Source organism: Koromonas soli, assembly GCF_059726265.1.
This window is the reverse complement of sequence record NZ_AP040872.1, coordinates 2500193-2525846: the sequence shown is the minus strand read 5'-3', so window position 1 is coordinate 2525846 and position 25654 is coordinate 2500193. Positions and strand designations below refer to the sequence as shown.

General features: G+C 57.6%; 24 protein-coding genes and 2 tRNA genes. 10 read left to right on the top strand and 16 right to left on the bottom strand.

From position 1 onward, the window contains the following. Positions 1-14: 14 nt before the first annotated feature. Positions 15-1049, bottom strand: coding sequence for a zinc ribbon domain-containing protein (locus AC6IY8_RS11040; RefSeq protein WP_497774513.1), 1035 nt, complete (start codon positions 1047-1049; stop codon positions 15-17). A gap of 65 nt (positions 1050-1114) precedes the next feature. On the opposite strand from AC6IY8_RS11040, the gene AC6IY8_RS11035 reads away from it, so the two are divergent. Continuing rightward, a complete protein-coding gene (locus AC6IY8_RS11035; RefSeq protein WP_497774512.1) occupies positions 1115-1402 on the top strand; it encodes a hypothetical protein in 288 nt (95 codons plus the stop codon). A 68-nt stretch (positions 1403-1470) separates the two neighbouring features. On the opposite strand, the gene AC6IY8_RS11030 is transcribed toward AC6IY8_RS11035, so the two are convergent. The 4 genes from AC6IY8_RS11030 to AC6IY8_RS11015 all read right to left on the bottom strand — a co-directional run bounded on the left by AC6IY8_RS11030 (position 1471) and on the right by AC6IY8_RS11015 (position 6007). Beyond that, on the bottom strand, positions 1471-3738 hold the full coding sequence (locus tag AC6IY8_RS11030; protein WP_497774511.1) for a Tex family protein: 2268 nt from the start codon (positions 3736-3738) through the stop codon (positions 1471-1473). A 74-nt stretch (positions 3739-3812) separates the two neighbouring features. Continuing rightward, on the bottom strand, positions 3813-4481 hold the full coding sequence (locus AC6IY8_RS11025) for a methyltransferase domain-containing protein (protein WP_497774510.1): 669 nt from the start codon (positions 4479-4481) through the stop codon (positions 3813-3815). Between the two features lie 9 nt (positions 4482-4490). After that, positions 4491-5729: a beta-ketoacyl-[acyl-carrier-protein] synthase family protein gene (locus AC6IY8_RS11020; RefSeq protein ID WP_497774509.1), complete on the bottom strand. Its 1239-nt coding sequence runs from the start codon at positions 5727-5729 to the stop codon at positions 4491-4493. A 20-nt stretch (positions 5730-5749) separates the two neighbouring features. Continuing rightward, a complete protein-coding gene (locus tag AC6IY8_RS11015; RefSeq protein ID WP_497774508.1) occupies positions 5750-6007 on the bottom strand; it encodes an acyl carrier protein in 258 nt (85 codons plus the stop codon). 155 nt (positions 6008-6162) lie between these two features. On the opposite strand from AC6IY8_RS11015, the gene AC6IY8_RS11010 reads away from it, so the two are divergent. Further along, entirely contained in the window at positions 6163-6504 is a 342-nt protein-coding gene (locus tag AC6IY8_RS11010; RefSeq protein WP_497774507.1) for an STAS domain-containing protein, read from the top strand. Here AC6IY8_RS11010 and AC6IY8_RS11005 read toward each other — a convergent pair. Beyond that, positions 6501-7658 carry a glycosyltransferase family 87 protein gene (locus AC6IY8_RS11005; RefSeq protein WP_497774506.1) on the bottom strand — a complete coding sequence of 386 codons (1158 nt, stop codon included), beginning with the start codon at positions 7656-7658 and terminating at the stop codon, positions 6501-6503. The genes AC6IY8_RS11010 and AC6IY8_RS11005 overlap by 4 nt on opposite strands. Before the next feature lie 332 nt (positions 7659-7990). Here AC6IY8_RS11005 and AC6IY8_RS11000 point away from each other — a divergent pair, with 332 nt between their 5' ends. Both AC6IY8_RS11000 and AC6IY8_RS10995 read left to right on the top strand, forming a co-directional pair. After that, the gene (locus tag AC6IY8_RS11000) at positions 7991-8710 is read left to right on the top strand and encodes a hypothetical protein (protein ID WP_497774505.1); all 720 of its coding nucleotides are present in this window, start codon (positions 7991-7993) and stop codon (positions 8708-8710) included. Positions 8711-8712: 2 nt separating this feature from the next. Next, entirely contained in the window at positions 8713-9990 is a 1278-nt protein-coding gene (locus AC6IY8_RS10995; protein ID WP_497774504.1) for a tyrosine-type recombinase/integrase, read from the top strand. 10 nt (positions 9991-10000) lie between these two features. Here the strand turns inward: AC6IY8_RS10995 and AC6IY8_RS10990 are convergent. From AC6IY8_RS10990 to AC6IY8_RS10980, 3 genes are all read right to left on the bottom strand, one after another. Next, a tRNA-Arg gene (locus AC6IY8_RS10990) sits at positions 10001-10077 on the bottom strand. Between the two features lie 43 nt (positions 10078-10120). After that, complete coding sequence (locus AC6IY8_RS10985) at positions 10121-10726, bottom strand: hypothetical protein (RefSeq protein WP_497774503.1); 606 nt, start codon at positions 10724-10726, stop codon at positions 10121-10123. Positions 10727-10735: 9 nt separating this feature from the next. Then, positions 10736-11767 (bottom strand): YheT family hydrolase, encoded by a 1032-nt coding sequence (locus AC6IY8_RS10980; protein WP_497774502.1) that lies wholly within the window; start codon positions 11765-11767, stop codon positions 10736-10738. Between the two features lie 96 nt (positions 11768-11863). Here AC6IY8_RS10980 and AC6IY8_RS10975 point away from each other — a divergent pair, with 96 nt between their 5' ends. The 3 genes from AC6IY8_RS10975 (at position 11864) to AC6IY8_RS10965 (ending at position 13869) form a co-directional block, all read left to right on the top strand. Beyond that, positions 11864-12088 (top strand): FmdB family zinc ribbon protein, encoded by a 225-nt coding sequence (locus AC6IY8_RS10975; protein WP_497774501.1) that lies wholly within the window; start codon positions 11864-11866, stop codon positions 12086-12088. Between the two features lie 63 nt (positions 12089-12151). Next, a complete protein-coding gene (locus AC6IY8_RS10970; protein ID WP_497774500.1) occupies positions 12152-12877 on the top strand; it encodes a hypothetical protein in 726 nt (241 codons plus the stop codon). Between the two features lie 11 nt (positions 12878-12888). Further along, positions 12889-13869: a zinc metalloprotease gene (locus tag AC6IY8_RS10965; protein ID WP_497774499.1), complete on the top strand. Its 981-nt coding sequence runs from the start codon at positions 12889-12891 to the stop codon at positions 13867-13869. Between the two features lie 54 nt (positions 13870-13923). Here AC6IY8_RS10965 and AC6IY8_RS10960 read toward each other — a convergent pair. The 4 genes from AC6IY8_RS10960 to AC6IY8_RS10945 all read right to left on the bottom strand — a co-directional run bounded on the left by AC6IY8_RS10960 (position 13924) and on the right by AC6IY8_RS10945 (position 17764). After that, a tRNA-His gene (locus tag AC6IY8_RS10960) sits at positions 13924-13998 on the bottom strand. Positions 13999-14174: 176 nt separating this feature from the next. After that, positions 14175-15446, bottom strand: coding sequence for a UDP-glucose dehydrogenase family protein (locus AC6IY8_RS10955; RefSeq protein WP_497774498.1), 1272 nt, complete (start codon positions 15444-15446; stop codon positions 14175-14177). Positions 15447-15617: 171 nt separating this feature from the next. Beyond that, complete coding sequence (locus tag AC6IY8_RS10950; protein ID WP_497774497.1) at positions 15618-16166, bottom strand: 2'-5' RNA ligase family protein; 549 nt, start codon at positions 16164-16166, stop codon at positions 15618-15620. 98 nt (positions 16167-16264) lie between these two features. Next, positions 16265-17764: a putative glycoside hydrolase gene (locus AC6IY8_RS10945; protein WP_497774496.1), complete on the bottom strand. Its 1500-nt coding sequence runs from the start codon at positions 17762-17764 to the stop codon at positions 16265-16267. A 344-nt stretch (positions 17765-18108) separates the two neighbouring features. Here AC6IY8_RS10945 and AC6IY8_RS10940 point away from each other — a divergent pair, with 344 nt between their 5' ends. Beyond that, positions 18109-19269, top strand: a complete 1161-nt coding sequence (locus AC6IY8_RS10940) for an AAA family ATPase (RefSeq protein WP_497774495.1) — start codon at positions 18109-18111, stop codon at positions 19267-19269. A gap of 104 nt (positions 19270-19373) precedes the next feature. Then, the gene (locus AC6IY8_RS10935) at positions 19374-20837 is read left to right on the top strand and encodes a M48 family metallopeptidase (RefSeq protein ID WP_497774494.1); all 1464 of its coding nucleotides are present in this window, start codon (positions 19374-19376) and stop codon (positions 20835-20837) included. Here AC6IY8_RS10935 and dxs read toward each other — a convergent pair. The 3 genes from dxs to AC6IY8_RS10920 form a co-directional block, all read right to left on the bottom strand. After that, the gene (gene dxs, locus AC6IY8_RS10930; protein ID WP_497774493.1) at positions 20831-22723 is read right to left on the bottom strand and encodes a 1-deoxy-D-xylulose-5-phosphate synthase; all 1893 of its coding nucleotides are present in this window, start codon (positions 22721-22723) and stop codon (positions 20831-20833) included. The two genes, AC6IY8_RS10935 and dxs, sit on opposite strands and share 7 nt — an antisense overlap. 115 nt (positions 22724-22838) lie before the next feature. Further along, positions 22839-24185: an adenylosuccinate lyase gene (gene purB, locus AC6IY8_RS10925; RefSeq protein WP_497774492.1), complete on the bottom strand. Its 1347-nt coding sequence runs from the start codon at positions 24183-24185 to the stop codon at positions 22839-22841. Positions 24186-24367: 182 nt separating this feature from the next. Continuing rightward, positions 24368-24643, bottom strand: coding sequence for a glutaredoxin family protein (locus AC6IY8_RS10920; RefSeq protein ID WP_497774491.1), 276 nt, complete (start codon positions 24641-24643; stop codon positions 24368-24370). A gap of 168 nt (positions 24644-24811) precedes the next feature. On the opposite strand from AC6IY8_RS10920, the gene AC6IY8_RS10915 reads away from it, so the two are divergent. Next, entirely contained in the window at positions 24812-25624 is an 813-nt protein-coding gene (locus AC6IY8_RS10915; RefSeq protein ID WP_497774489.1) for a manganese catalase family protein, read from the top strand. Positions 25625-25654: the final 30 nt, after the last annotated feature.

Here is a 25654-nt window from a genome sequence, read left to right as displayed (position 1 = left end):
GGACTGTCGAGGCCCTACGACGCTGGGAGCTGGTGGCGAAGATCGTCGAGGACCTCGGGCGGCAACTGTTCCTTGTACTTCTCGTCGAGATTCGGCTCGTCAACGAAGAGATTGCGAGCATCGCTGATCTCATGGGCAAAAATGCTTTGAAAGTTTGCGTTCTTCTCAACACGACGGGAGATAACTTTCCCGGTGGTCGCATCGTAGGCCTTCATGCTGGCATTGCCCTTGTGATTGACAAACACCACAAATGCGCCCTGCGTGCCCATCGAAGGAACGAACATCCACTCGCGCTCAGCCTGGTGTGCGATGCCGGAAACGTTGGCAGCAGCGGTCTTCACGTTGTGCTCGGGGAGGTAGTAGAGCATGCGTCCGCAGGAATCGCAGGTGATTACTTCCTGCGCGGCACGGACGTTGGAGACTACCTGTGGGCGCAGCATGAACTGGCAGGCGGTGCAGCGATGATCGACAACCTCGGCCACGGCAAAGCCGCGAGTCTTGAGAATGCGGTCGTAGCTCGCGAGCAAGGAATCATCGACGTCCCGTCGCAGGGACTCGCTCTTGACTTTCGCGCTTTCGAGTAAAGCCCGGTCAGATTCGGAAGCTTTCTCGGCCTCTGCCTTCTGGCGCTCGATCTCGGTGCTCTCGGATTTCAGCGCTGCTTCGGCGAGATTCAGTTCGCCCTGTAACGAGTCGGCCTTGAGCATGACTTCGATAATCTTTTCTTCGAAGCTCGAAATTTCGCCCTCGGCGTGGGCGATCTCGGAGAGCAGGGCCTTGTACTGCTCGTTGTTCTTGACGCTGGAGGACTGGCCTCGGAACTTGATAATCTGCTCGTTGCGAGACTGAATTTCCTGCTCGAACTTGCGCTTGCTGGCCTCTCCGGCCTTGATGGCGGCTCGTGCGTCTTCCACGCGTTTGCGGGCGGTGGCCAATTGAGCCTCGATCCGCGCAAGCGTCTTAGGAACGGTGGCGAGCTGCGCGTTGAGGCGCGTAATTTCGAGGTCGACTTTCTGCAGTTCTACGAGCTTTTCGAGATCAGTTGGCATCTTTTGGCGTAAGCCTATTGGAGTAAAAATATTAGCACGTCAGGCGAACCGGCATGAGATGGTCGGTGACTAAGGAATTTGCCGGATGGTGCACGCGCCCGGCGCGAAATATATTTTTGGACATGCTGATGGAATTCACTCGCGTCCTTGTCGGTCTGACTATTGCTCTGTTTCACGTGCGATTGGCGGACTTCATCCGCGAGCAGGACTTGGCGCTGGTGGCTGTTTTTCGTGCGCGCGGCGTGCCCATGCCTGAGCCGCTGTCGAAACGGACAGCCCAGAACGTCTTTTTCCTGTTTGGCGTTTCCATCGCCCTATTCAGCCTCGCCCGCATCTGGATTACGCTGCACTGACACGGCTGCAGATTGGCAGAAAGTAAGAAGGGAGTCCATCGTGGACTCCCTTCTTCATGCTTCGGTGGTTATCGCACCTTCCATTTTGAGGAGAGCATGGACAGCTTCTGATCCATGGAAAGTTGCGGTTTCTGCTGCGGCTTGGGCTGCTGAGGCTTCTGCGCGCGGGGAGCAGGTTCCAGCAGCGCCTTGATAGAAAGTGCAATCCGCTTTGTCTTTGCATCCGCGCTCAACACCTTCACCTTCACAATCTGTCCCACCTTCACGGCCTCGCTTGGGTCCTTGATGTAGCGATTGGAAAGCTCACTGATGTGGACCAAGCCATCCTGATGCACGCCGATATCGACAAAGGCTCCGAACTTGGTAACGTTTGTGACGACGCCTTCGAGCACCATACCTGTCTGCACGTCTGAGATCTCGCGGACGCCTTCGGCAAAGCTGGGCGCGACGAACTTGTCGCGAGGATCGCGCCCGGGCTTTTTCAGCTCTTCGAGGATATCGTTCAGTGTGAATGTACCAACCGTGAGTTGATCGCGGTTGACCTTCTCGAGCAACTCGGGACGGCGGATCAGTTCGGGCAGCGGGGTTTGCAGAGACGCGGCAATCTGCTCGACGACTGGGTAGGATTCGGGGTGAACGGCGGTCATGTCGAGCGGATTCTCGCCGTCGCGGATGCGCAGGAATCCAGCAGCCTGCTCGAATGTTTTCGGGCCGACGCCGGGGACTTTCATCAACTGCGCGCGGGAGTGGAAGCGTCCGTTTTCGTCGCGGTACTTCACGATGTTGACCGCAGTGCGTTCGGTGACTCCGGCGACATAGCGCAGCAGAGTCCACGAAGACGTGTTGAGATCGACACCGACACGATTTACGCAGCTCTCGATGACAGCTTCGAGCGATTGCTGAAGATTGCGCTGATCGACATCGTGCTGATACTGGCCGACGCCGATGGACTTGGGATCGACCTTCACGAGTTCGGAGAGCGGATCTTGCAGACGGCGGGCGATGCTGATGGCTCCACGCACGGTGAGGTCGAGGTCGGGGAACTCCTGGCGCGCGATGTCGGAAGCGGAGTACACGCTGGCGCCGCTCTCGCTGACGGTGACGGCGAAGATATTGTCGAGCTTGCGTTCGCGTAAAAATTCGCGAACGAACTGGTCGGTTTCGCGTCCGGCGGTTCCGTTGCCAATGGCGATGGCGCGCACGTTGTGCTTGGCCATCAGTTGCTCGAGCACCTTGCCTGATTCCTGCAATCCATTCTTAGATGTGAACGGATACATCACATCGTGAGCAAGAAACTTTCCTGTTTCATCGACGATGGCAAGCTTGCATCCGGTGCGCAGGCCGGGATCGATGCCAAGCACCGAGATGGGGCCCGCTGGAGGCGAGAGCAGCAAGTTGTGGAGGTTGTCACGGAACACGGCGATGGCATCCGCATCCGAGCGCTTCTTGAGTTCGAGGCGGATCTCACCCTGGATAGACGAGTTGAGAAGGCGGTTCCACGCGTCTTCGATTGCAAGCGTGAGCTGCGGAGTCCAATCGCCAGTCGTGCGCAGGACGTGCGACGAGATTACGGCGATGGCGCGAGGTGCCTCGAGTTCGAGCAGGAAGAACAGGACGTTCTCCGCTTCACCGCGGCGGATGGCCAGCATGCGATGCGACGGGATGGTCTTGGCCGGCTCGCGGTAGTCGTAATACATCTTGAACTTTTCCTGCTCATCGATGGCGTCGGTCGCCTTGCGGCTGCTCACGATACCTTCGTCCAGCATGAGCTGGCGCAGCGCTTTACGCAGGTCGGCATCTTCGCTGATCAGTTCGGCAATGATATGGCGTGCGCCTTCGAGCGCCTCGTCGATACTGGCGACACCCTTCTCTTCGCTTACAAATGTGGCGGCAAACTCGTTGAGCGGGAGCTCTGCCGGCTGCTGCGCCCATAGGTAGTTGGCCAGCAGCTCCAGGCCCTTTTCGCGCGCGATGGTGGCCTTGGTGCGGCGCTTGGGCTTGTAGGGGAGATAGAGATCTTCAAGCTCGCTCTTGTCAAATGCGTTTTCGATTCGCGATTTCAGTTCATCCGTAAGCTTGCCTTGCTCTTCGATGGACTTGAGGATGGTTTCTCGCCGCGCGACGAGATCGCGGAAATAAACGAGCTGTTCTTCGATTTCGCGAACCTTCACCTCGTCGAGGTTGCCCGTCGCCTCTTTGCGATACCGGGCAATGAAGGGAACGGTGCCGCCGCCGTCGAGCAACTCGATTACTGAGACCAGGCTGCGCAGCGGGACTTCGAGTCTCTGCGAGACGTGCTGAAGGATTTCCGTTGAAAGAGTTTTCAGTTCAGACATGTGAGTCAATTCTAAATGGGGGGCTTGAGGAAAACTGAGGCGGAAATGCCCTAGTTGCTACGCATGCTGCCTATCTACTTGTAGATGATGGAAGTCATCCGGTACAGGTAGCGGGTGCCAATCTCGAAGTGTGAAGCATCGGTCTTGAGCAGTAGCTCGCGCAGCTCCTGCGGCGTGTATGCCTGCCTCACTGAGGCCACTGAGTCGAAGCGGGAAATGTAGCTGCGAAATAAGGGCGTTCCTACGTACACCAGCGCGAGATGAACGGGGCTGCGCCGCAGATCATTGATGAGCAGGGCGTGGCGCGCAACCGCCAACGCACCGTTGACGAATCGGATGACTTCGCCGGGCGAGAGATGGTGGACGAACAATCCGCAGTTGACGAAATCAAAGCTGTCAGGAGGGTAGCGCAGATCGAGTGCGTCTCCTACAACGGCCTGCTCGCAGCAATGCGCATCGCGATTCAGGCCGCGACGATCGAGGCACACTGGAGCGATCTGTAATCCTTCGCTACGAAGGCGCTCTCCTGCGCGGGTGATCACATATCCATCTGCCGATGCAACGTCTAGGACGGAAGCCGAGCGGAGGTGGAAGGTTTTCATGGCTCGGCGAAGAAGGTGAGTGGCAGTCGCGATGCCACCGAACCAGCGGTTGACCATGCGCAGGTCCTCTAGCGATTCGAGAACGTCTGCGGGCTTTTCATTGTCGCCGTCCAAAACTTCGCGTTGCGGAACGCGCTTCAAGAATCCTCCTCATTGCCAACGTCGAAAGGCCAGCACTGCGTTCAATCCTCCGAATGCGAAAGAGTTTGAGAGCGCGTACTCGACCGGGCTGTGGCGTGCGATGTTCGCAATGACGTCGAGGTTGCAGTCTGGATCGGGTTCGTTGAAGTTGACGGTAGGCGGAAGCACTCCTTCACGCAATGCCATCAGCGTGGCGAAGGCCTCGAGAGCTCCTGCTGCGCCGAGGGCATGGCCATGCATGGATTTTGTCGAACTGATGGCGAGCGAGTCCGAGTGAGCACTGAAAATCTTACGGATGGCCTGCACCTCCGTCACGTCGTTGGCTGTGGTGCCGGTGCCGTGTGCATTGATATAGCCGATGGCTTCGGGCGCGAGAGCAGCATCGTTGAGGGCGGCCGCCATGGCGCTCGACGGCCCCGCGACATTGGGCTGCGTGATGTGTCCTGCATCGGAGGACATTCCGAATCCTACGATTTCGCCCAAAATTTGCGCACCCCGCACGAGAGCCGATTCTAGGGGTTCGAGCACGAGCATCGCGGCGCCTTCGCCGAGCGTGAGTCCTCGGCGGTCTCGCGAAAAAGGTCGGCACACATCGGGGCTTACCACCCGCATCGCTTCCCAGGCGCGCAATATACCTGGGCTGAACGGAGCTTCGCTGCCACCACAGATTGCTGCTTTCGCCGCACCGGAACGCACCATCCAGAACGCCTGCCCGATGGCGTGCGTGGCAGAGGCGCACGCGGTAGAGATGGCGTATGCAGGTCCGGTCGTTCCGAGTTCCATCGATATGTGACTCGCGCCGGCGTTGTACATCGTGAGAGGAATCGTGAAGGGATGCGGGCGGGGGCGACCTTCCTTGTAGATGGCTTCGAAGCCGCGGTCCAGGCTGGTCTGGCCGCCCATGGAAGTTCCGGTGACGACCGCAGTTTGAGCGCTGATGTCGCCGAAAGGCGCGGGGCGGGATAGATCAAACCCTGCCTGCCGTACTGCTTCGCGTGCGGCGACGACTGCGAACTGCGCGAAGCGGTCGATGAGGTCGCAACGTGCAGCTTCGAAGTGATCTTCTGGACGGAAATCGTGGACCTCTGCGCCGTTCTGAAAGCGGAGTCCCTGCATGTCCACCGATTGAATTTGCGCGATTCCTGAGCGCCCTTCGCACATCGCGCTCCAGCTCTCGGCGGAGTTGCGGCCAAGCGCGCAAAGAATGCCTGTTCCAGTGACAACGACGCGTCGTGGGTTGATGGTCATCGATGGCTTACCAGTTCGGGTCAGTCCTGTGCGTCGGCTTTTTCGGCCAGAATCTTCTCCACTTCGGCGACCGCTCCGCGAACGTCCTTGATCGAGTAAGCAGCCTGGTCGGGGATTGAGACTCCATAGTGCTCCTCCAGGGCGAAGAGCAGGTTCATGGCGTCCAGGCTGTCCATTGCGAGATCCTCAAACGTGCTGTCGATTGTGACCTTCTCAACCGGAATGCGTTTGACGGCTGCGATTTCGGCAATCACTTTCGTTGCTAATGCCTCGTCCATCTGCCGCTCCCTTGCATGCATACGAATCAGCAGAATAGTGTATCCGATTGCGACAGCTACTCACGTGGCAATCATGCGAGCGGTGCGATGCCGAACCCGCGATATTTTCACGGGGTTGTAACATTACTGAATCATTTCAGTTGTACTATCCGGCGATGAGGAACGATCCCCTTCACATCGAAGACACACCCGCCGACGGTGCCGGACGCCGTATTCTGAGCTTGAACGGACCTCTGGTGCTGAACAATGTGTTCGCCTTTCAGTCCACAGTTCGCGAAGATACATCGCAGTCGCTGATTCTTGATTTTACGAATGTGCCATATGTCGATTCGGCGGGCATTGGAGCTCTCGTGGGCGCCTACGTTTCACGCCAGAACAGCGGGCGCACACTGGCGCTGGTAGGAGTAATCGATCGGATCCGGGAAGCACTGAAGGTTACAGGAGTCGAGAAATTCTTCCAGTTCTTCGATAGCGTGAGTGCGGCTCAGACGGCTTAACTCTTGAGCGCGGCCGGAATCTGAGTGACTTCTAAGTTCAGTGCACTCTTATCTGATGACCTGCCTATGTAGAACAGCGCTGCAAGGTAAACACACGACAACGTAAGCAAGGGGATGTAGCCGGACAGCAGCAGATACATGAATGGGAGTGCTAAGAACAGTGGGCTGAGCGCCAGCCAGTCCCACGCGCGCAACGATCTGTAAGCAATCGCGATGGGAATTGCCAGTACACAGAGTTCGTAGCTGAACCAGTGTGGGCTGATGATAGTCGCCAGGCAGATCGCGCTGCCCATGACTGCGTTCGCACTCTGTTCTCTGTACCACACCGGGACAAACGCAATGACAGCCGTCAGTGATAACGCAGTGACTATCGCCGGGGCACTATGTCCACTCAGAAACACCACGCTTCGCAGATTCGTCATGTCCGTGACTGGGGCGTGAGTTTCGGTAAACTTCAAAAGGCTCAGGTAGTCGCGCAACCCCGAGGCTCCGAGGTATAGGTAACTCGCGCCAGCGATGGAGAGTGCTGTGCCGACGAACGATGCGAAGAATCGCCTCCGCCCATTGATGAGCATAGCGAGTGCCACCAGCACGGGGAGTTGCGGACGAAAACAGGCAAGCGCAAGAACTGCTCCCGCTGCTAATGGTTTCTGTTGGTTTTCCAGATACAACGACCATGCCAGCACGGCAACCAGCAGCAGGGAATCCTGGCCGTGAAAGATCGTGAACGCAACAGGAGACATCGCGAGCATTACGATCAGATTCGGCAGGAGGTCGCTCTGCGTGCTGCGCGCAAGGAGGAATGCGGTCGCTATCACGAGCAAAAAGCTGAGAGCCCGCCACATTGCAATACTCGCAGGCAACGACAACATCGAGAGCGGTCCGAAGATGGCGAGTTCGTGTGGTGCGTGGAGAAATGGAAGAAAGCGGTCGTCTCCGAAGAGGGCTCGCTGCAGCGAAAGCTGGGCACTGTGGTTGTAGATCAGCGAGGGAGACGCCGCGGATTTTCCAGCCGCGTAGTAAACCCGATAGTCCCTCACAATCTGCGATCCCAACGTAATCGGCGGAAAGCAAAGGAAGTTTACGACTGCCGCGAGGATCAGAAGCGTGTAGTCGCGCGAACTAGCCGATGCTTCATTTCCTTTTACAGTCAAGACGCGCTCCTCGAAAGAATGGAGGGGACTAGGCTTGATGCCGCTGTGCGATTGTTTCCGTCAAGACCAGGCATGTCAACCAGAAACTCTGCCCAAGATAATTGGCCAGCGCTCTTCATGTATTCAGAAATGGTAGGAGCGGCAGGATTCGAACCTGCGGTTCTAAGGCTTTCATGGTATGGACTCAACTTGTTGTATGTGACAGTATATGTTGCATGAGACAGTCACAAGTCACAAAGCATGTCACTAGCGAATTCAGATTGCCGCCGGTTCCCTTACGAGTCGAGTACGCGCTTGGTTATCGTGGAATTGATGAACGCAATAAGTGGAAGATGCTGCCGGAAGGACAAGATTGGCGCTTCGAGTCGATTCCATTCAGTGAAGAACAGGAAAAAGAAACGAAGAAGAGGTTCGACCGTATGAATCTCCATGAAGAACTCGAAGTGGAGTTCATTGATGGGCCAGCCTATCTCAAGGCATTCATGGCAATTTCTTCTCCTGAGGACGCACTGAACTTCTTGGAGAAATATGGGGATCCAAAGATTAGGAAGTGGATTGGAACGTATTGGGCTGATCCGCAGCTTCGATTCTCAGACTTTGTTGGATTTCAAAGGATCTTACGCCGTACCGCCACAACTCCAATGTCGGCTTGGGATCAGGTGCAACCACCCTTCGACGCAAACCTTCAGTTTCACAGTTTCGACCACCTTCCTGAACTCCAGTGCGCATTGATAGTGGAGTATGACTATGAACATGGCGCTGTCGAAGGTCGCGTGAGCAGTGCGGATGGATATGACATCTGTTTCGCAGTTCTGTTCTTTGAGAAAGCGGGCGGGGCAGAGTTTCGACTCTGCGGTAGGGCGGAGTGCCGGGAACTCTTCCGAGTTGAAAGCCAGAGAGCTAAGAAATATTGCACGCCGGAATGTGCCCACACTGCTGCCGTGCGGGCGTGGCGAGAGCGCAAGAAAACGCCAATCAAGAAGACAGGTGTGAGCGCAGACGACAGAAAGTCTCTTCATAAAACAGCGGCGAAGTCGAAAGGAAAGAAATAGCCATGTCACTCTATCGGGCGAAGGGTACGAAAGTCTGGACAATGGATTTCATGTTCCACGGACAGCGCGTCCGAGAGACTACGGGCATGACCTCGATTACTCGCGCCCGCGAAGTGGAGAGCAAGCGTAAACAGTCCTTGAAGGATGGCGGGGCGGGCATACGCAAGGCACAATCGCCGCGTCTGCTCTCTGTTGCCGCTTCGGAGTGGCAAGAGGCCAAGGCGGTCGCATGGTCTCCCAAGATGGCTCTAATCGCCAAGAACAGCGTGGCCCATCTGTTGCCAGTTCTCGGCAAGAAACTACTAGTGGATATCGAAGCGCGGGATGTTAGTAAATATCAGAAAGCGCGATTGGAAGAGGGCGCGTCAGGCCGAACGGTAAACCTTGAAGTGGCCATGCTGCGACAGATTATGCGGAAGCGCGGGGCGTGGGAGCGGATCAAGGCAGATGTGCAGATGCTTCCCGAACGGCAGGACGTGGGACGTGCGCTCACATCGGAAGAAGAGACGGCCCTGGTGCATGAGTGCAGCCAATCGCGTTCCCGCATCCTTCTGCCGTTTGTCATTCTCGCTCTGGAGACAGGCGCGCGCTATAACACGATTCGCACCCTGCAATGGGGCAACATTGATTTCGTAAATCGCTGCCTCACCTTTGGCAAGGACAAGACAGCGGCAGGAACGGGGCGAACGGTCCCACTGAATCAGCGCGCTATCGAGACCCTAACCTTTTGGGCGCAACAGTTCCCAGACAGAAAGCCCCATCATTACGTCTTTCCGCTAGAGAAGTGCCGACAGGCGGGAACGGAAGAGACTTTTGGCTTTACGGGCAAGGTTGATTACAAGACAGACCCACTGGAGCCCATCGGAGACGTTAAAGAGGCGTGGGAAGGCGCGAAGCGGCGCACACAGCGTCACTGCCCATCCTGCAAAGATGGTCTCCTGGTGGACAGGCAGAAGCCCGCAAAGAAGGGCTACATCTGCGAATCGTGCAATTGGGAGACAGAAGAACTGCCAGCGGCGCTGCTCTCCGTTCGCTTCCACGATCTACGCCACACGGCAGTAAGCCGGATGATTGCCGCCCGCGTCCCGCTGCCCATCATCGCCAAGATTGTTGGATGGTCTGCCGGAACTATGGCGAAGATGGCGGCGCGCTATGGTCACTTCGGAATGGACGAGCTACGCGGTGCCGTTGAAGCTATCAGTTCACCCAAAATTGGGGCAGGGTACCCGCAATTCTCACCGCAATTGGAAGAGAAAGCCGGAAGCGCGAAAGCTAACTAATTGATTCTTATGGTAGGAGCGGCAGGATTCGAACCTGCGACCCTCTGCTTAGAAGGCAGATGCTCTATCCAACTGAGCTACGCTCCCATATGAGGACGGGTGGGCACCCGTGATCATTTTAGCTGAGTTCTCATGATTCGTGCAGGGGCAGGCTCAGGATGCATTCTGCAGCGTAGTTCATCGCGAGATTCCAGTTGTCCGCAGCCTCTGTGGTCGAGGTGCCGTGGCCGGTGACGAACATACTGAGGCAGTAGCCGGGGTCGGATTCGGTGGCACCGTCCTTTGCCGAGTCGCGATGAAAGTAGCAGCGGCGGAGGACAATTTCGACGGAGGCTGCGAGGCCTTCGTTGTCCTCGAGTCGGCGGGCGAGAGTTTCGGCGAAGGAGCGGTGCAGGTCGAGATCGTCGCGGTGTGCGGAGAACCTGCGGGCCAGCACTAGGTCCACGTATGAATGTTGGGCGAATGCGGATGAATAGAGGTTCTCTGCAGGGTCGGACTCCTCGCACCAGACGTCGCATTTTGCCGTTTGCCACGGGCTCGGTTCGGAGTTCACTACTTTGAGGAACTCGCCCAGAGCGGGATAGTTTTGCGACTCAGGGATGAGGCTTAAGCTCTGTTCGAGTGCGGCTGGGTCGCTGCGCAGGTCGAAGTACTGCACGCGGCCTTCCGGGTCATACCAGGGAAGTTCCAGTGCGGGAGCGGAGGGGCCTAGCTCGATGCTCGTGTCGGCGTCCATTCTTCCTTCCTATTGCAGAGAGCGGCGCTCGACGCTTTCCAGAAACTCAACAATCTTGCGCTCGGCCCAGCGTCCGTCGTCGCCATTGATGCTGGGTTCGGTAACGAAGGCGCAATGGCCTCCATGTGCGGTGAGCAGAAATGTAATGTTGGGATTCTCGTGCAGTTTGCGTCGCGTCTCGGCGGACAGCACCACGAACGGATCGTCTTCGGCGTGGATGACGAGCGTGGGGACGGCGATCTGGTCCAGCACATGCGATGAACTCGCCTTGTCGTAATAGTCATCTGCCCCAGCAAATCCCATGTAGCGCGCCGTGATGCGATCATCGAAATCGCGAACGGAGTGGATGTTCTGGAGCGGCTCGATATCGTACCTTCCCGGCCAGAGCGCCGATTTGCGGCGATAGCTGCGGCGCAACGAATGCAGGAACCACCATTCGTAAATTGTGTTGTCGCGGGCGTGGATGCGATCGGACGAGAGCGCAAGGTCGCAGGCTGGTGAGACCGTTGCCGCCGCGATTACCTGCGGAGGAACGGCTGAGCCCCACTTGCCCATGGCGCGCAGGACCTGATTGCCTCCCATAGAGAATCCAACCAGTGCAACCCGCTCCAGTCCGTCGGTGGAGATCATTTCAGCGACAAGCTTCTCGATATCCTGCGACAGGCCGGAGTGGTAAAGCGTTGCCGACAGGTGCTCGGTACCGCCACAGCCGCGAATGTTCATGCGCACGACGTTCCATCCAGCGTTCCAGGCGCGGTTGGCCGTGCCGATGACGTATCCCGAGTTACTGGAGCCTTCGAGACCGTGCACGATCATGAGCGTGAGGCGCTGCTGGCGCTCAGCTTGCCAGTGGCAATGGCACATTAACTGAACGTCGGCCTCTATCTGAAACAGGCGCTCTTCCGGTGGGGGAAGGTGAGTGGTGCGGCGCATGAAGTTTCCGGCGATTGTCTGCAGGTGGCCGCCGCGAAGAAAGCGGCGCGGAACAAAGTCGTTGGCCAAGCCGGAGTTTGCGGGATGATCGATTTCCTTGCTGAACATGGGTCGGTTTGGGGTGCCGTGCGCCCGTATAATGAATGTATCAGTTTCGCCGCGGCGGGTGGTCTGCCTGCGGAATTTGCGGCGTGAGAGGTCGATATGCCTATTTTTGAATACATCTGCAAGGGATGCGGCAAGAAGTTTGAGGCCATTGTTTACGGTGGCAAGCAGTCGGAGTGTCCGGAGTGCAAAGGCACCGATCTGGAACAGCAACTCTCGACCTTTGCCGCGCATGGTACGGATCGTTCGTCGAGTTCGCTTCCTAAAATGCCTTGTGGCATGCCCGCTGGTTCGTGTGGCGGTGGCGGCTGCGGGATGAATTAATCAGTGTCTCGCTCCGGCTGATTTCGGTTCTCCTTGAAGCCGGGGTGTGATAGCGTTCGCCACATGCCAGAGACAAACGATTCGCAAGTGCCGCAGTTTGAGACGGCTGAGTTCCACGAGCAGCCTGCGGCGGACGCCTGCTTCATCTGCCATCAGCCGATCACCGGAACCTACTACCGAATTAACGGCTCGCGTGCTTGCGACGCCTGTTCGCAGCTCGTGAAGTCCCAAAAGCCCAGGGACACGCACGCAGCGTTCTCGCGCGCCATTCTGCTGGGCGTGGGCGGGGCGTTGCTCGGCCTGATCCTTTACTCCGCGGTGGGCATTCTGCTGCATGTGGAGATTGGTTTTGTCTCGCTCGCCGTGGGATGGCTTGTTGGCAAGGCCATGATGAAAGGCTCTGGCAACATGGGAGGGCGGCGCTACCAATGGGCGGCCATTCTGCTGACGTATGCGGCCGTTTCCGTATCTGCCATTCCCATAGCGATTGCACAGTACGTTCAGCACAGGCCGCAGACGGCGCAGGTGCAAACGCACAACGCGGATGGAGCGCAGTCGTCAGCATCGCAGCCAAGCAGAGCAACCAGAGTTGCGAAGAACCTTACCTTGGGTCGCGCTGGAATGCTTCTGGGAATGCTTGTGATGTATGGTATGGCATCGCCATTCATGTCTCTCATGCAGAGTCCGGTAAACGGATTGCTCGGGGTTGTGATCCTGTCGGTCGGACTACGGATTGCCTGGCAGATTACAGCAGGACGAGTGTTGCCTGCGGTTGAAGGGCCTTACTAAAGGAATCTCGATTGTCAGAGTTGAATTGCATTCGCTGTCTTGGGCCTTTGCAGCCCGAGGACAAGGTTTGCCCGCAATGCCATGCGCTGGTGCATGCGGCGCAACTCGAGCAGTTGCGCGCAATGGCGCTCCAATTGGAAAACCAGGGTGACCTGCTGCGAGCCCGCGAAGCATGGCAGAGCGCGTGGCAACTGTTGCCGTCAGACTCGAAACAGGCACAGTGGATTGAGAACCGCATACAAGTTCTTCAGCAAAGCCCCGTCACGCCGAATTCTCCGACCCGACCCAACTCCTGGGCGAAGAAACTCGGGCCTCTGGCTCCAATCGCGTTCTTGCTTGCAAAAGGGAAGACGCTGATATTTGCGTTGTTCAAGCTGAAGTTCCTCTTCAGCTTCGTGGCGTTCCTGGGAGTTTATTGGGCGCTCTACGGCGCCTGGTTCGGGATCGGCTTCGCGATGATGATCCTGCTGCACGAGATGGGACATTTTGCCGAGGTGAAACGCAGGGGATTGCCGGCGGATATGCCGGTCTTCCTTCCCGGATTGGGCGCCTACGTAAAGTGGCAGGCGCTTGGAGTTTCGGCCGAGGTTCGTGCGATGGTGTCGCTGGCCGGGCCCGCGCTGGGAGGAGTCGCTGCGCTTGCCGCCGCGCTACTGTTCTGGCGCACTCAGACCCCAATCTGGGCGGCGCTGGCGCATACCGGAGCCTGGCTCAACCTGCTGAACCTGATACCTGTCTGGATACTGGATGGCGCCGGAGCGGTTCGTCCTCTGGACAGGGTGGGGCGGGTAAGTCTGCTGGTGTTCAGCCTGTTGCTGTTCTGGTGGGTTGGTGAGCCCTCAATGCTTTTTGTCGCGGCTGGCTTTGCGTGGCAAGTGTTCCAGAAGGATCAACCACAAGATGGATCTGTGACCGTGCAACTGTACTATGCGGGACTGCTGGCCGCGCTCGCATGGCTGCTGCACGTGACTCCCCTCACCAGAATTCGGTAGAGGAAGTCGACAAAAAGAAAAAGCCTGCTGAGAGCAGGCTTTTTAAATCTCTTTTGGGGTGGGTAGTGGGACTCGAACCCACACCATCCGGTGCCACAGACCGGCGTTCCACCATTGAACTATACCCACCATGGAACCGAAATCGATTATAGCAGACGCCTACGATCCTAAGCGGCGTGCATGACGGGCTTGTTGTGGAAAAGAGCTATTCTGGCGTCGGTAACAAAAAAGGCCCGGATTCGCTCCGGGCCAGCAATCACGTCATTTCCACCGCAAAGGAGAATGAAGCACGTTCGCGAGTTCGATCAATGCATCCTGCCGATGCCCATGTACTCGTATCCCATGCCGCGGAGCTTCTCCGGGTCGAGCAGGTTCTTGGTGTCCACGATCAAGGGGCGGCGGAGAGTTGATTTCATGCGCATGAAATCGAGACTGCGGAACTCCGGCCATCCGGTTGCCACGATCAAGGCGTCCACGCCTTCCGCAGCTTTGTATGCCGAGTCGCAGAAGGACACAGCCTGCTCCAGTTCGCGCTCCGCATGCGACATCGCAAAAGGATCGTAGGCGCGCACGACCGCGCCGTTCTCCACCAGTTGACGCGCCAGCGCCACCGAGGCGGAGCCAGCGACGGAGCTTGTGTGGGGCTTGATTGAGAGCCCGAGCAGTCCGAGACGCTTATCGCGCAAGACCGGCATTACGCCGGAAATAACGCGCAGCGTGCGTTCGGCATGCTGGCGGCTTACGGCTTGCGCCGCGTCGATCATTTGCAGTTGCACTCCCGTACGCTTGGCCAGCGAGGTCAAGCTCGAGATGTCGCTCTCGACGTAGGTGCCGCCGAGTCCAACGCCGGCTTGCAGGCAGCGCGGCGCGATTCGTTTATCCAGCCCGAGTGCCAACGAAAGATCGAGCGCATCGGCGTTGACGTGCTCGCAGAGCGAGGCCATTTCGTTGATGAACGAGATCTTTGTCGCGATAAAGGCAGTAGCTGCTTCGCGCACGAGTTCAGCCGTCTCAGGATTGGTGACGATGACGGGCGTGCCGCGCATGACCAGGGGGCGGTAGATGAGCTTCAGCATGGAGACTGCCTGCGGGCTGTTGGTGCCGAACAGCAGGCGGTCTGGCCAGTTGAAATCCTCCACTGCGCATCCCTCGGTCAGCGTGAGCGGATGCGAGACCACGGCAATTTCGTAGCCGAGCGCACAGAGTTTGCGCGCGATCTGGGTTGAGGTTCCCACCGGTGTCGGCGTGCAGATCAGCAGTAACGATCCGGGCTGCATTGATGGAGCCAGGCGCAGAGCCACGTCTTCTGTCTGCCCGGGGTCGTCCTGTGCGAGGTAGATGACCTGCGAGCGCGATACCTGCGCCTCGATTTCAGTGGAGTAGGTAAGGCGGCCCGCTCGCACATTGCGCTTCACAATCTCTTCGAGGTTTTTCTCGTAGAAGGGTATGTGTCCTTGCGCGAGGCCCAAGATCTTGTCCGTGGCGGAGTCGCAGCACACGATGGGAGTTCCGAAGTCTGCCAGACAAGCCGAAAGAACTGTCCCGATGTATCCAGCGCCATAAACGACAATATGCATTGCAACCTCACTGCAACGCCCCTCTGAGTACGAACCTCCCGGAGTCCGATTCTCGGGCCCCGTTCAATCCTAGTAGCGTAGCGTGAGACTATTAAGCTTTGTACCCGACGGATATGCAATGCGAAAGACGGGCATGTCCAATCGTGTCCCGCTCGTCTTACGTCTTCAGAGTCAGCGTTTTGGGGCGGCCAGATCCATTCCGGCCAGGTCGGTCCATGTGTGGTTGCGCCCGCGAACAAAGGTGAGGTGTTCGACGCAAATCCGATGGGAGCCTTTGTAGTTAGCCCAGCGCTCCTTGCTGGTGCGAAGCACGTACTCGGCTTCTTCGTTAGTGTCCATCTTGGCAACGGTCACGTGAGGCATGTAGGGAAGTGGTTCCGTGTAGGTCAGCCCTTCGCGATTCAGCAGATCATGCAGCTCGCGCATTCGATAACCCGCGTAACTTACACGAATAAAGACAGTTGGCGTTATGGGCAGAAAGCTCTCGACCTCGCCAAGTTCCACCTCAAACGGAGCAACCTTCGAGGTCAGGCTGCGCAGCATGGCAATCGCGTCTTCCTCTGAGCCCTGGAGAGGGCGCGGGGGGAGCACTGTCACGTGAGTTGGAAGGTGCGCGTGCACAGGGTGGAGCTCCCGGCGGAGTCCTTCGACGAACTCTCCGAGGGCACTTCTCACGTATGCAACAAGCGCGTACTGGATGGGACTTTGGTCGGGGGACATGGCCAACTGGTTCATTATAGGCATGGACGGTCAGAGTGCAAAACCTGTACTCCGGGATTGTACTCCGACCGCCTGTTTTGGGCAGATTTGCGCCGAGCCTAGTTGGCAGCCGGGCGCGTGCCATTGCCGGGAGCGCCGCTGGTGGCGGCAGCGGCCTCCTTGTATGTGGCAACCTCATCGCCGCGGAAGTACTTCGCTTTCTCCTGGCGCATTTCGGGCATTGCAGCATACGGCTTGCTGTAATCGTTGTTCGCATTCCAGAAGAGGAAACCGTTGCCGCCCTTGGTTTTCGCTACCGCAACCTGGACGCGGATGTATTCCGGCGAATAGGTTTTCGTTTTCCATCCAAATGCCTGGAGCCAAGGCCGCAGTACCACGCCACTGTCGGCAGTCACTTTCTGGAAGCGCGCCATCGACTCGCCGATGAAGTGTTCCGGAGCATCGCCCGGGAGCTTGTAGCCGTCCATCCCATAGAAGTGCGAGGGATAGATCATCGGTGACATCACATCGCAATACTTCGCCATCTGCGGAATGTCCTGCCCAGTGTGAGAGAGATCGACGGGTCGTTGCCACGCCATCACGCCGAAAACATCGAGCGAGAACAGTACGCCTGAGGGTTTCAGTTCGGATTGCGCCTTCTTCAGGAAATTCGTAATCGCGTCGGCACGCTTCCAGTCTGGATGTTGAGTTTCGAAGACGAACTTGGCATCCTTCTGATCGCCTTCGGCAGGGAAGCGGACGTAGTCGAACTGGATTTCATCGGCGCCGCTGGCTGCTGCGAACTTCGCGAGAGCGATGTTGTAGTCCCAAACCTTCGGATTCGACGAGTCCGTCCAAACGAGTTTGCCGTTTTCGCGCCACGCGCCTCCGCGACGCGACTGCACGGCGAGTTCAGGATGCTTTGTTACTAACGCATCATCGCGGAAGATCGCAATGCGCGCGATGGCATGCAGCCCCAGCGAGTGCAGGTAGGCGGTGAACTTCGGCAGATTGCGGATGGGATAGCCCTTCTGTTCAGGCGCCAGCGGCAGTCCTGTGGGAACGCTCACCGAACCGTCAGAATCCTTAATGTCGAAGACAACACTGTTGCCGCCCGCATCGCGCCACTTGCGGATGATCTCGAGGCCTTTTGCGCTTCCCGCCATCGTTCCGGTGAGATACACGGCGCGAACCTCGAAGTTTTTCGATATCAGTACTGACTTCTCCGACCAGTTCTCCTGGTAGGAGGGGATTGTGATCTCCGAGCCGGGCTTGGGCCAGATGCCTTTAATATCCGGATTGGCTGCGCGAATTGCCTTTTCCAATTCGCTGCCCGTCATGAATTTCGTCAGCGGCAGGTAGTGGTGAATGATGCCGGGCAGGCTCTCGCCCTTTGCGACCGTGTGGATGTGCGTATCCGGCGGAACAACGCGCGCGGGTGTCATCGTGGGAGCGGCAGCCGCAGGCTTTGTGTCGGGAGCAGGGGTCGGCAGCGCGGGAGCCACGGTGGCGGCTTTCACCGTATGCGACCGGGGCGAGATCTTCAGGATGACGGCGAATACCACAATCAAAATTGCGGCGGAGGTTAGAACTGACAGCGCGACTTGCTTCCGAGACATGATTCCCAATCCAGAGTTGAATCTGAGCCGGATACTAGCACCAATTTGCTGGAAGCAATGAGAGTAGATCACCTGAGTTGAAGATTTTTTTCTTACGAAAGGTAATCAAAGGTGTTCGGGCCAAAGGGCAACGGCGCAGTATGACCGGACCTACCACGATTCTTTTGCCACGGGTCTGCATCTAACATCAGCAATGGGTGGTTTGGGGCGAGTGTTCGGCAGTTCTTATCTCAGTCATGTAATCGGCACTGAAAAGCTGCAGATACAACGCGGAACTCCCGTTTCTCCATCTCAGAATTCAGCCTCTTATGCCGGAGGTTGTCCCTCATTTACAGGGTAAGACTATGAAAACCGGACTCAATGCCGCTCTTGATCCTACTCGGCGCTCCGCGGACGCACAGGAATTCGATAACGCGATACGCCGCAAGATAGTGGGGCAGGATGATGCGGTCGAAAAAGTGACCGAGATTTACCAGATGTTCTTAGCCGGGCTCAATCCGCCCGGACGTCCGGTTGGCAACCTACTCTTTTTGGGACCGACCGGATCGGGCAAGACTCGTGTGGTAGAAGCAATCGCCGAGGCCCTCTTCGGAGATCCTCGCGCCATTGTCAAGATCGACTGCGCCGAGTTTCAGCATTCGCATGAGATCGCGAAGCTGATCGGTTCTCCTCCGGGCTACCTGGGGCATCGTGAGACGCACCCCCTGCTGACCCAGGAGGCGCTGAACCAATGGCATACCGATCGTCTGAAGCTTTCGTTGTTGTTGTTCGACGAGATTGAAAAGGCGAGTGACGCTCTCTGGCAGTTGCTGCTTGGCATTCTGGACAAGGCGACTCTGACGCTTGGCGACAACCGGCGCGTGGACCTTTCCCAGTGCCTGATTGTGCTTACCTCCAACCTGGGCGCAGGCGAGATGAATGAGCTGCTCAACGGCAGCATGGGTTTTGCGCAACCCAGCGGAGAGATCGACAACAAGATCGACGACAAGATGAATCGCACGGCCATCGAAGCGGCCCGGCGTAAGTTCTCGCCGGAGTTCATGAACCGCATCGACAAGGTCGTGGTGTTTAAGACCTTGCGTCAGGATCATCTGGAAAAGATTCTTGAGATTGAGCTTGGCCTTGTGCAGCAGAGAATTCTGCAAGCGACGGGCAATAACCAGTTCGTCTTCAGTTGCACGCCAAAGGTAAAGGAGCTGTTGCTGCGCGAGGGCACCGATCCGAAATACGGCGCGCGTCACCTGAAGCGCTCCATCGAAAAGAACATCGTGTTCCCTTTGGCGAACCTTGTTGCAACGGCGCAGATCAAACTTGGAGACTTCATCCGGATCGATCTGAACGAGAGCGGTACCATGACTTTCGTCAAAGAGGCTGAGGGTGCGCTGGTTCCGGTGCTGCTTGAGAAGTACGGGCCCGAGTTTGCTTCGCAGCATGTAGCCAAGGCTGGACGTCCCGCACGTCGCGATGTTGCTGCCTCGGGAGGGCCGTTGCTGGATCATAAGTAACGCGAGTAATCGCGTGCGAAACCCGAGGGAATGGCGGATGCCATTCCCTCATTGCTTGTGTGGCATGCGTTCTGAAAGCGAATCGTTAAGCGAGGGAGACTGTGATGCGAGTCCGATATCCATACATGTTTCGAGCCGTTGTTCTCACGCTGGTTCTCTCTTTTGCTTCGCCAGCCGCTATCGCGCAGCACATCCGTCAGGACGAGAACGGGCGAGTGGTGCCCGAACTCAGCGGCGTTCGCGCCACTCCGGAAGAGCAGATCAAGGTTGGCCGCGAAGCCGTCGCTGAAGTTTACAAGCAGATGCCGGTTCTGCCGGACAGCAGTCCTGTGACGCGATTCGTGCAGCGCATGGGCGCGCGGCTAGTGGAGCGAGCCCCGGGATATCGGTGGCCCTTCGAATTTCATGTGATCGCGCAGAAGGAGATCAACGCATTCGCATTGCCTGGCGGTCCCATCTTCATCAATGTCGGAAGCATCCAGGCCGCCGACGAGGATGAACTCGCGGGTGTGATGGCTCACGAGATCTCGCACGTCGTCATGCAGCACACCGCGCGCGATGCGGGGAAGCAACAGACAACGCAGACCATTGGCGCGCTGGGAGCCCTTGTCGCCGGCGTTCTGCTTGGCAACGGAATGGCCGGGAATCTTGCCTCGGGCGCGATTCAACTCGGCGCTGGCGCAATCTCGATGAAGTATTCGCGCGCCGACGAAAACGAGGCCGATCTGCTCGGCGCTCAGATCATGTATGACGCTGGCTACAATCCCTACTCGCTCGCCGAATTTTTCCAGAAGCTGGCGCAGCAGGGAGGAAGCAGTGTTCAGTTCCTGAGCGATCACCCCAATCCCGGCAATCGCGCCGAAAATGTGCGCCAGGCAATTCAGCGCTTCCCACCGAAGAACTATCCACGTGGAGACAGTCCTGAGTTCGTCTCCATGAAGCGGGTCGCCGATAGCACACGCACGTACACGGCACAACAGATCTCGCAGCACAAAGGCCCCTGGAATCTCGGCGGAGGCGAGCCAGTGTCTTCAGCGGCCCCGGTATCGGATGGATCGCTGCAGGCTGTGAGTTATGAGCAGGTCCGTCCTTCCGGTACGTGGAGCCAGTTCCGTCAAGGCGGCGTCGAGTTTGACTATCCTTCCAACTGGGAGCTTTCGGGGCGTCGAGGTGGAATCGTTGTCGCGCCTCCTGCCGGGATTGGACGCGACGGAGCGCTTGCCTACGGTGTCTCCATTCAAGCGGCGCGCCCCTCGGCTCAGAATGCGGACATGCGCGAGGTCGCCCGGGCGCTCGCTGATGACATCGTGCAGAGCAATCCCGGGATGAAGATTCTCGGCGGCCCAAATCGTCTGCGGGTGAATGGCGGGGATGCGGTTGCATACGATCTCGTCGGAGATAGTCCCGTGCGCAGAGGCAACACTCCTCTGCGCGAACGCGACTGGCTGATCACAATTCCTCGCCAGGATGGATCAATCGTGGCATTGATCTTCACCGCTCCAGATCGCGATTACAACCGCATGCGGGGAACGTTCCAGACCATGCTGCGAAGCTTCCGGGCTCAGTAGCGCTCGCTGGCCTGCACGGCAATGCCAAGCTGTTGGCGCACTCGCGCCAGCGCTGCTTCGGCCGTCAATCCGTACTTCGCTTTCAGTTCATCTGGCTTACCGTGCTCGATAAAATGATCGGGCCAGCCGACGCGGATCACCGGAGTGCTGACGCCGAGTTGATTCAACTCCTCCAGCACTGCGCTGCCGAACCCTCCAGCCAGGGCGTGATCCTCCAGGGTAACGAGAATGTCGGCAGAGCGCGCGAACTGGGCGATCATCTCCGTGTCCAGCGGCTTTGCGAAACGCGCATTGATCACCGCCGCATGCACACCTTCAGCGGCAAGCGTGCTGGCCATTTCGCGCGCAATCGGAAGCATAGACCCGAGTGAGAAGATCGCGACTCGATCATTGCCGGTATGTTCAAGCAATTCGGCCTGCCCAATTGGAATTGCCACAGGCTCGCTCTTCACCGCCGTCCCGGGGCCAACTCCGCGCGGATAACGCACCGCAATCGGACCGTTGTACTGAAGCGCGGTGTAGAGCATGTCGGCGAGTTCGTCCTCATCCTTGGGACTCATATGAACGATGTTTGGAATGCCGCGTAGATAACTGATGTCGAACAACCCATGATGCGTTGGGCCATCGTCTCCGCTGAGGCTGCCGCGATCCATGCAGAAGATTACAGGCAAATTCTGTAGGCAAACATCGTGCACAATCTGGTCGAAGCCGCGCTGTAGAAATGTCGAATAGATTGCAAGGAACGGCTTGAACCCTTTGGTCGCCATCCCTGCCGCGAACAACACTGCGTGCTCTTCCGCGATACCCACGTCGTAGTACTTGTCCGGATGAACAGCGCGGAAGCGGTCGAGCGCAGTGCCATTGGGCATGGCCGCCGTGATCGCGATAACGCGATTGTCACGCGAGGCGATCTGCGAGAGGGAATCGGCGAAGACCTCTGAGTACGTGCGCTGAGTCAGCGGCTTGGTTTCACCGGTTTCGGGATTGTATGGCCCCAGCCCGTGAAACTTCTTCTGCTTTTCCATTGCTGGCTCGAAGCCTTTGCCCTTTTCGGTGATGACGTGCAGAATGACGGGGCGCTCGAGCGTCTTCAAGAACTGGAACGTGCGGATCAGCGAAGCGATATCGTGTCCATCGGTCGGGCCGTAGTATTTCAGTCCAAACTCTTCGAAAATGACCGAAGGCCAGAGCATGCTCTTTGCGGCCTCTTCGGCTTTGCGCGCAACCTGCGCGGCGGATTTTCCACCCACCTTCTCAACCAGCTTCGCCGCCTTCTCGTAGAGCCGATGGTACTGCGGCGTGGTCACGATCTTGTTGAAGTAGGTGGCAATGGCGCCGACGTTTTTGTCGATCGACCACTTGTTATCGTTGAGCACGATGATTAGGCGCTTGGTCTGCGAAGCAATGTTGTTGAGAGCTTCGTGCGTGATGCCGCAAGTGAAAGCCGCATCGCCCGCAAGGGCCACGACGTGTTCCTTGCCTCCGAGGCGGTCGCGCGCAACCGCCATCCCCAGCGCAGCCGAGAGTGCCGTGCCGGCGTGGCCAGCGCCGTAGCAGTCGTGCTCGCTTTCCGTGCGCAACATGAAGCCATTTAGCCCGCCCGGTGTGCGAATCGTGGCAAATCGGTCGCGTCGCCCCGTCAGCAACTTGTGCACATACGCCTGATGGCTCACGTCGAAGAGGAAGTGGTCCTCCGGCGTGTCGAAGACAAAATGCATGGCGATCGTCAGTTCGACGACTCCAAGATTGGGGCCGAGGTGACCGCCGTTGCGTGCCAGCACCGTGATGAGCTCGGTGCGAATCTCCTCTGCAAGCTGGTTCAGTTCGACGAGGGAAAGGCGCTTTACGTCGGCTGGGGAGTGGATATCGTCAAGAATCTGCGTCATGCTGATCGACTATGTTACTGCTTAATGCCGTTTCTGTGCGGCTGCTTTTCGAGTGAAAAATGCGAAAGGCGCGTTCCGTGCGCGCCTTCCATTTCAGCGAATTACTCTGATCTGGTTAGCTTATTGTCTTGGATTTTGCGCTGCCCTGTGCTGCTGCTGTTTCCTGCTTGTGAAATACGCGTTCAAAGATCTTGTCCACATTTCGAAGTTGCCGCGTAAGGTCGAACGCGTAATCCAGCGTTTCTTTCGGCACCCTCGAGGTGATATCGGGATCCGATGAGACGAGTTCGCGGAAGTTCTTCTCCTCGCGCCACGCCTTCATAGCATTACGCTGAACGATGCGGTAAGCATCTTCGCGCAGCACGCCCGCCTCGACCAGGTCAAGCAGCAGCTGTCCGCTGAAGACCAGTCCGCCCGTCGAGTTCAGGTTGCGCAACATGCGTTCCGGATACACAAGCATGGTGTCCACAATGTAGGTCGTTTTGGCCAACAGGTAGTCGAGCAGGATCGTGGAATCCGGCAGAATGACGCGCTCCACCGACGAGTGGGAAATGTCGCGTTCGTGCCAGAGTGCCACGTCCTCGAACGCGGCCTGCACGTTGCCGCGGATCACACGCGACAATCCTGAGATCTGCTCGCAGGTGATGGGATTGCGCTTGTGCGGCATGGCTGACGAACCCTTCTGCTTCTCGCTGAAGTATTCCTCCGCTTCACGCACCTCGGTCTTTTGCAGATGCCGAATCTCAGTGGCAATCTTGTCCAGCGTGCTGGCGACCACAGCCATAGTAGCAACGTAGAAGGCGTGGCGGTCGCGCTGGATTACCTGCGATGAAACGGCAGCGGGTTCAAGGCCCAGCCGCTGGCAGATCAGCTCTTCGTATTTCGGATCGAGATGCGCGCCATTGCCCACGGCTCCGCTCAACTTGCCCACCCGCATCTGTTCCGTAGCGAAGTCGAAGCGCTCGAGATTGCGTTTCATCTCGCTGTACCAGTTCGCGATCTTCAGTCCAAAGGTGATGGGTTCGGCGTGCACGCCATGCGTACGGCCGATCTGCGGAGTGTGCTGGAACTCGAATGCGCGGCGTTCCAGCACCTCGATAAACTTTTCGATATCGGCGCGCAGCAGGACCGACGCCTGTTGCACCAGCAAGGCCTGCGCGGTATCGACGACGTCGTTGGAAGTGAGGCCATAGTGCAGCCAGCGCGACTCAGGCCCTACCTTTTCGGAGACGGCGGTAGTGAAGGCGATGACGTCGTGTTTCACCTCGGCTTCAATCTCGTGAATACGCGCCACATCGAACGCGGCACCCTTTTCGCGGATGGCGCGCGCTGCGGATTCAGGAACGATGCCTGCTTCAGCGAGAGTTTCGCTGGCGGCCACCTCCACCTGCAACCACGTGCGGAACTTGTTTTCGTCACTCCAAATCTTGCCCATCTCGGGGCGGGTATAGCGAGGGATCAAGACGAACTCCTATCGTGCGGGCTGAATTATCTATTTTAGCAATCCCAGGCGCTTGGAATAGGCGGGGCCGCAGGCAAAAAAATAAGGCCGGGTGCGTCCCGGCCTTGAACAGGAGGTCCTTTTCTCTTGAACTTGTCTGGAACCGGCGGAAAAGGGAACCGGGTCTTGCAAACCTTTGGGAATCAACGCGCGCTGGTAGCGTTGCCTTCGGAAACGCCAAGCAGCTCGCTCATCTCTTCGTACAAAAAGCCACGGCCAGGGCGATAAGGTTGCACCCACTTGCCATCGATTACAAACTGCGGAATCGCGCGCTTGCCCGTGTTGCGGATGACCTCTTCGGCAGCGCCGGGTGTGGTCTCAATGTTGATTTCCGTGTAAGAAATGTTGTTCTTGTCGAGGAAGCGCTTGGCTTCGCGGCAGTCATAACACCAGGGGGCCGAGTACACGAGCAGTTGCATACCTAATAGATGACCTCACATTAGAGAAGTTTCAAAATACCCGGCCTGTGTTGCACATTTTCTCGCGTGTATGTTGCTGAATCATTGGACTGTTCGAATCGCTGCGAGCGTGCAACGTCTGCTCACTTCTTGCCCTCTCATGGGGAGAATTCCCCCACAAGGAGCCTTATGTACCATCACATCAAAAAGCTGATGTACACCGTCCGAATCGGCGAGCCAGATCCTAAGTTCGGCAACATGCTCTTAGAACAGTTTGGCGGTGCAAACGGCGAACTTGCCGCTGCCATGCAATATTCAATTCAAGGATTCAATTGCGAAGATGCCGAACGCAAAGACCTGCTGATGGACATTGGTACAGAAGAACTAAGTCATCTGGAAGTCGTCGGCGCTCTCATTCGCATGCACCTCCAGCCGATGAAAACAGGCCGTCAGGCTGCTGAAGCCGATCCGCTGGTCTCCATCGCCGGGGGTGGTGGAGTCGCAATTTTCAACTCGATGGGAGATCCGTGGACAGCCGACTACCTGAAGATCACGGGCGACCTTGCGGTGGACCTGCGAAGCAACATTGCCGCCGAGGCCCGCGCCAAGATCGTGTATGAACGGCTCATCAATTTCACCGATGACACTGGTTCGAAGGAAGCGCTGCAGTTCTTGATGACGCGCGAGATCACGCACATGAAGGCTTTTACCGCCGCGCTGGAAACCATGGACAAGCCCGCCTTCTCGATTGGCACCATCGCTCCAACTCCGGGTCTGGTCGATCAGTTCTTCAACGACTCCACTGGAGTGGACGAAGAACTCGGCGAAGAGAACGCGACCGAGATCGTGAAGCATGCTGGGTTACAACTGGTAGAATCTCCCATCTTCGATGGCGACGGACTGAACACAAAAGCCTACAAACCCGTCGTAGGATCGGAAAAAGTCTCTCCCGCCGATTCGCGTCCTGTGGGTGATAGGTCCCCTCGCAAGCGCGCCAGCTAGAGTACTTCAGGGCAAAGAAAAACGCCGCCG

What these genes read in the sequence shown, in the direction of transcription:
- AC6IY8_RS10945 (WP_497774496.1), bottom strand. Translation starts at nt 17,764, where the DNA reads ATGTCTCGGAAGCAAGTCGCGCTGTCAGTTCTAACCTCCGCCGCAATT.
- AC6IY8_RS10915 (WP_497774489.1), top strand. Translation starts at nt 24,812, where the DNA reads ATGTACCATCACATCAAAAAGCTGATGTACACCGTCCGAATCGGCGAG.
- AC6IY8_RS10985 (WP_497774503.1), bottom strand. Translation starts at nt 10,726, where the DNA reads ATGGACGCCGACACGAGCATCGAGCTAGGCCCCTCCGCTCCCGCACTG.
- AC6IY8_RS11020 (WP_497774509.1), bottom strand. Translation starts at nt 5,729, where the DNA reads ATGACCATCAACCCACGACGCGTCGTTGTCACTGGAACAGGCATTCTT.
- AC6IY8_RS11015 (WP_497774508.1), bottom strand. Translation starts at nt 6,007, where the DNA reads ATGGACGAGGCATTAGCAACGAAAGTGATTGCCGAAATCGCAGCCGTC.
- AC6IY8_RS10980 (WP_497774502.1), bottom strand. Translation starts at nt 11,767, where the DNA reads ATGTTCAGCAAGGAAATCGATCATCCCGCAAACTCCGGCTTGGCCAAC.
- AC6IY8_RS10950 (WP_497774497.1), bottom strand. Translation starts at nt 16,166, where the DNA reads ATGTCCCCCGACCAAAGTCCCATCCAGTACGCGCTTGTTGCATACGTG.
- AC6IY8_RS11010 (WP_497774507.1), top strand. Translation starts at nt 6,163, where the DNA reads ATGAGGAACGATCCCCTTCACATCGAAGACACACCCGCCGACGGTGCC.
- AC6IY8_RS11000 (WP_497774505.1), top strand. Translation starts at nt 7,991, where the DNA reads ATGCTGCCGGAAGGACAAGATTGGCGCTTCGAGTCGATTCCATTCAGT.
- AC6IY8_RS10995 (WP_497774504.1), top strand. Translation starts at nt 8,713, where the DNA reads ATGTCACTCTATCGGGCGAAGGGTACGAAAGTCTGGACAATGGATTTC.
- AC6IY8_RS10920 (WP_497774491.1), bottom strand. Translation starts at nt 24,643, where the DNA reads ATGCAACTGCTCGTGTACTCGGCCCCCTGGTGTTATGACTGCCGCGAA.
- AC6IY8_RS10935 (WP_497774494.1), top strand. Translation starts at nt 19,374, where the DNA reads ATGCGAGTCCGATATCCATACATGTTTCGAGCCGTTGTTCTCACGCTG.
- AC6IY8_RS10975 (WP_497774501.1), top strand. Translation starts at nt 11,864, where the DNA reads ATGCCTATTTTTGAATACATCTGCAAGGGATGCGGCAAGAAGTTTGAG.
- AC6IY8_RS10970 (WP_497774500.1), top strand. Translation starts at nt 12,152, where the DNA reads ATGCCAGAGACAAACGATTCGCAAGTGCCGCAGTTTGAGACGGCTGAG.
- dxs (WP_497774493.1), bottom strand. Translation starts at nt 22,723, where the DNA reads ATGACGCAGATTCTTGACGATATCCACTCCCCAGCCGACGTAAAGCGC.
- AC6IY8_RS10940 (WP_497774495.1), top strand. Translation starts at nt 18,109, where the DNA reads ATGAAAACCGGACTCAATGCCGCTCTTGATCCTACTCGGCGCTCCGCG.
- AC6IY8_RS11040 (WP_497774513.1), bottom strand. Translation starts at nt 1,049, where the DNA reads ATGCCAACTGATCTCGAAAAGCTCGTAGAACTGCAGAAAGTCGACCTC.
- AC6IY8_RS10955 (WP_497774498.1), bottom strand. Translation starts at nt 15,446, where the DNA reads ATGCATATTGTCGTTTATGGCGCTGGATACATCGGGACAGTTCTTTCG.
- AC6IY8_RS11030 (WP_497774511.1), bottom strand. Translation starts at nt 3,738, where the DNA reads ATGTCTGAACTGAAAACTCTTTCAACGGAAATCCTTCAGCACGTCTCG.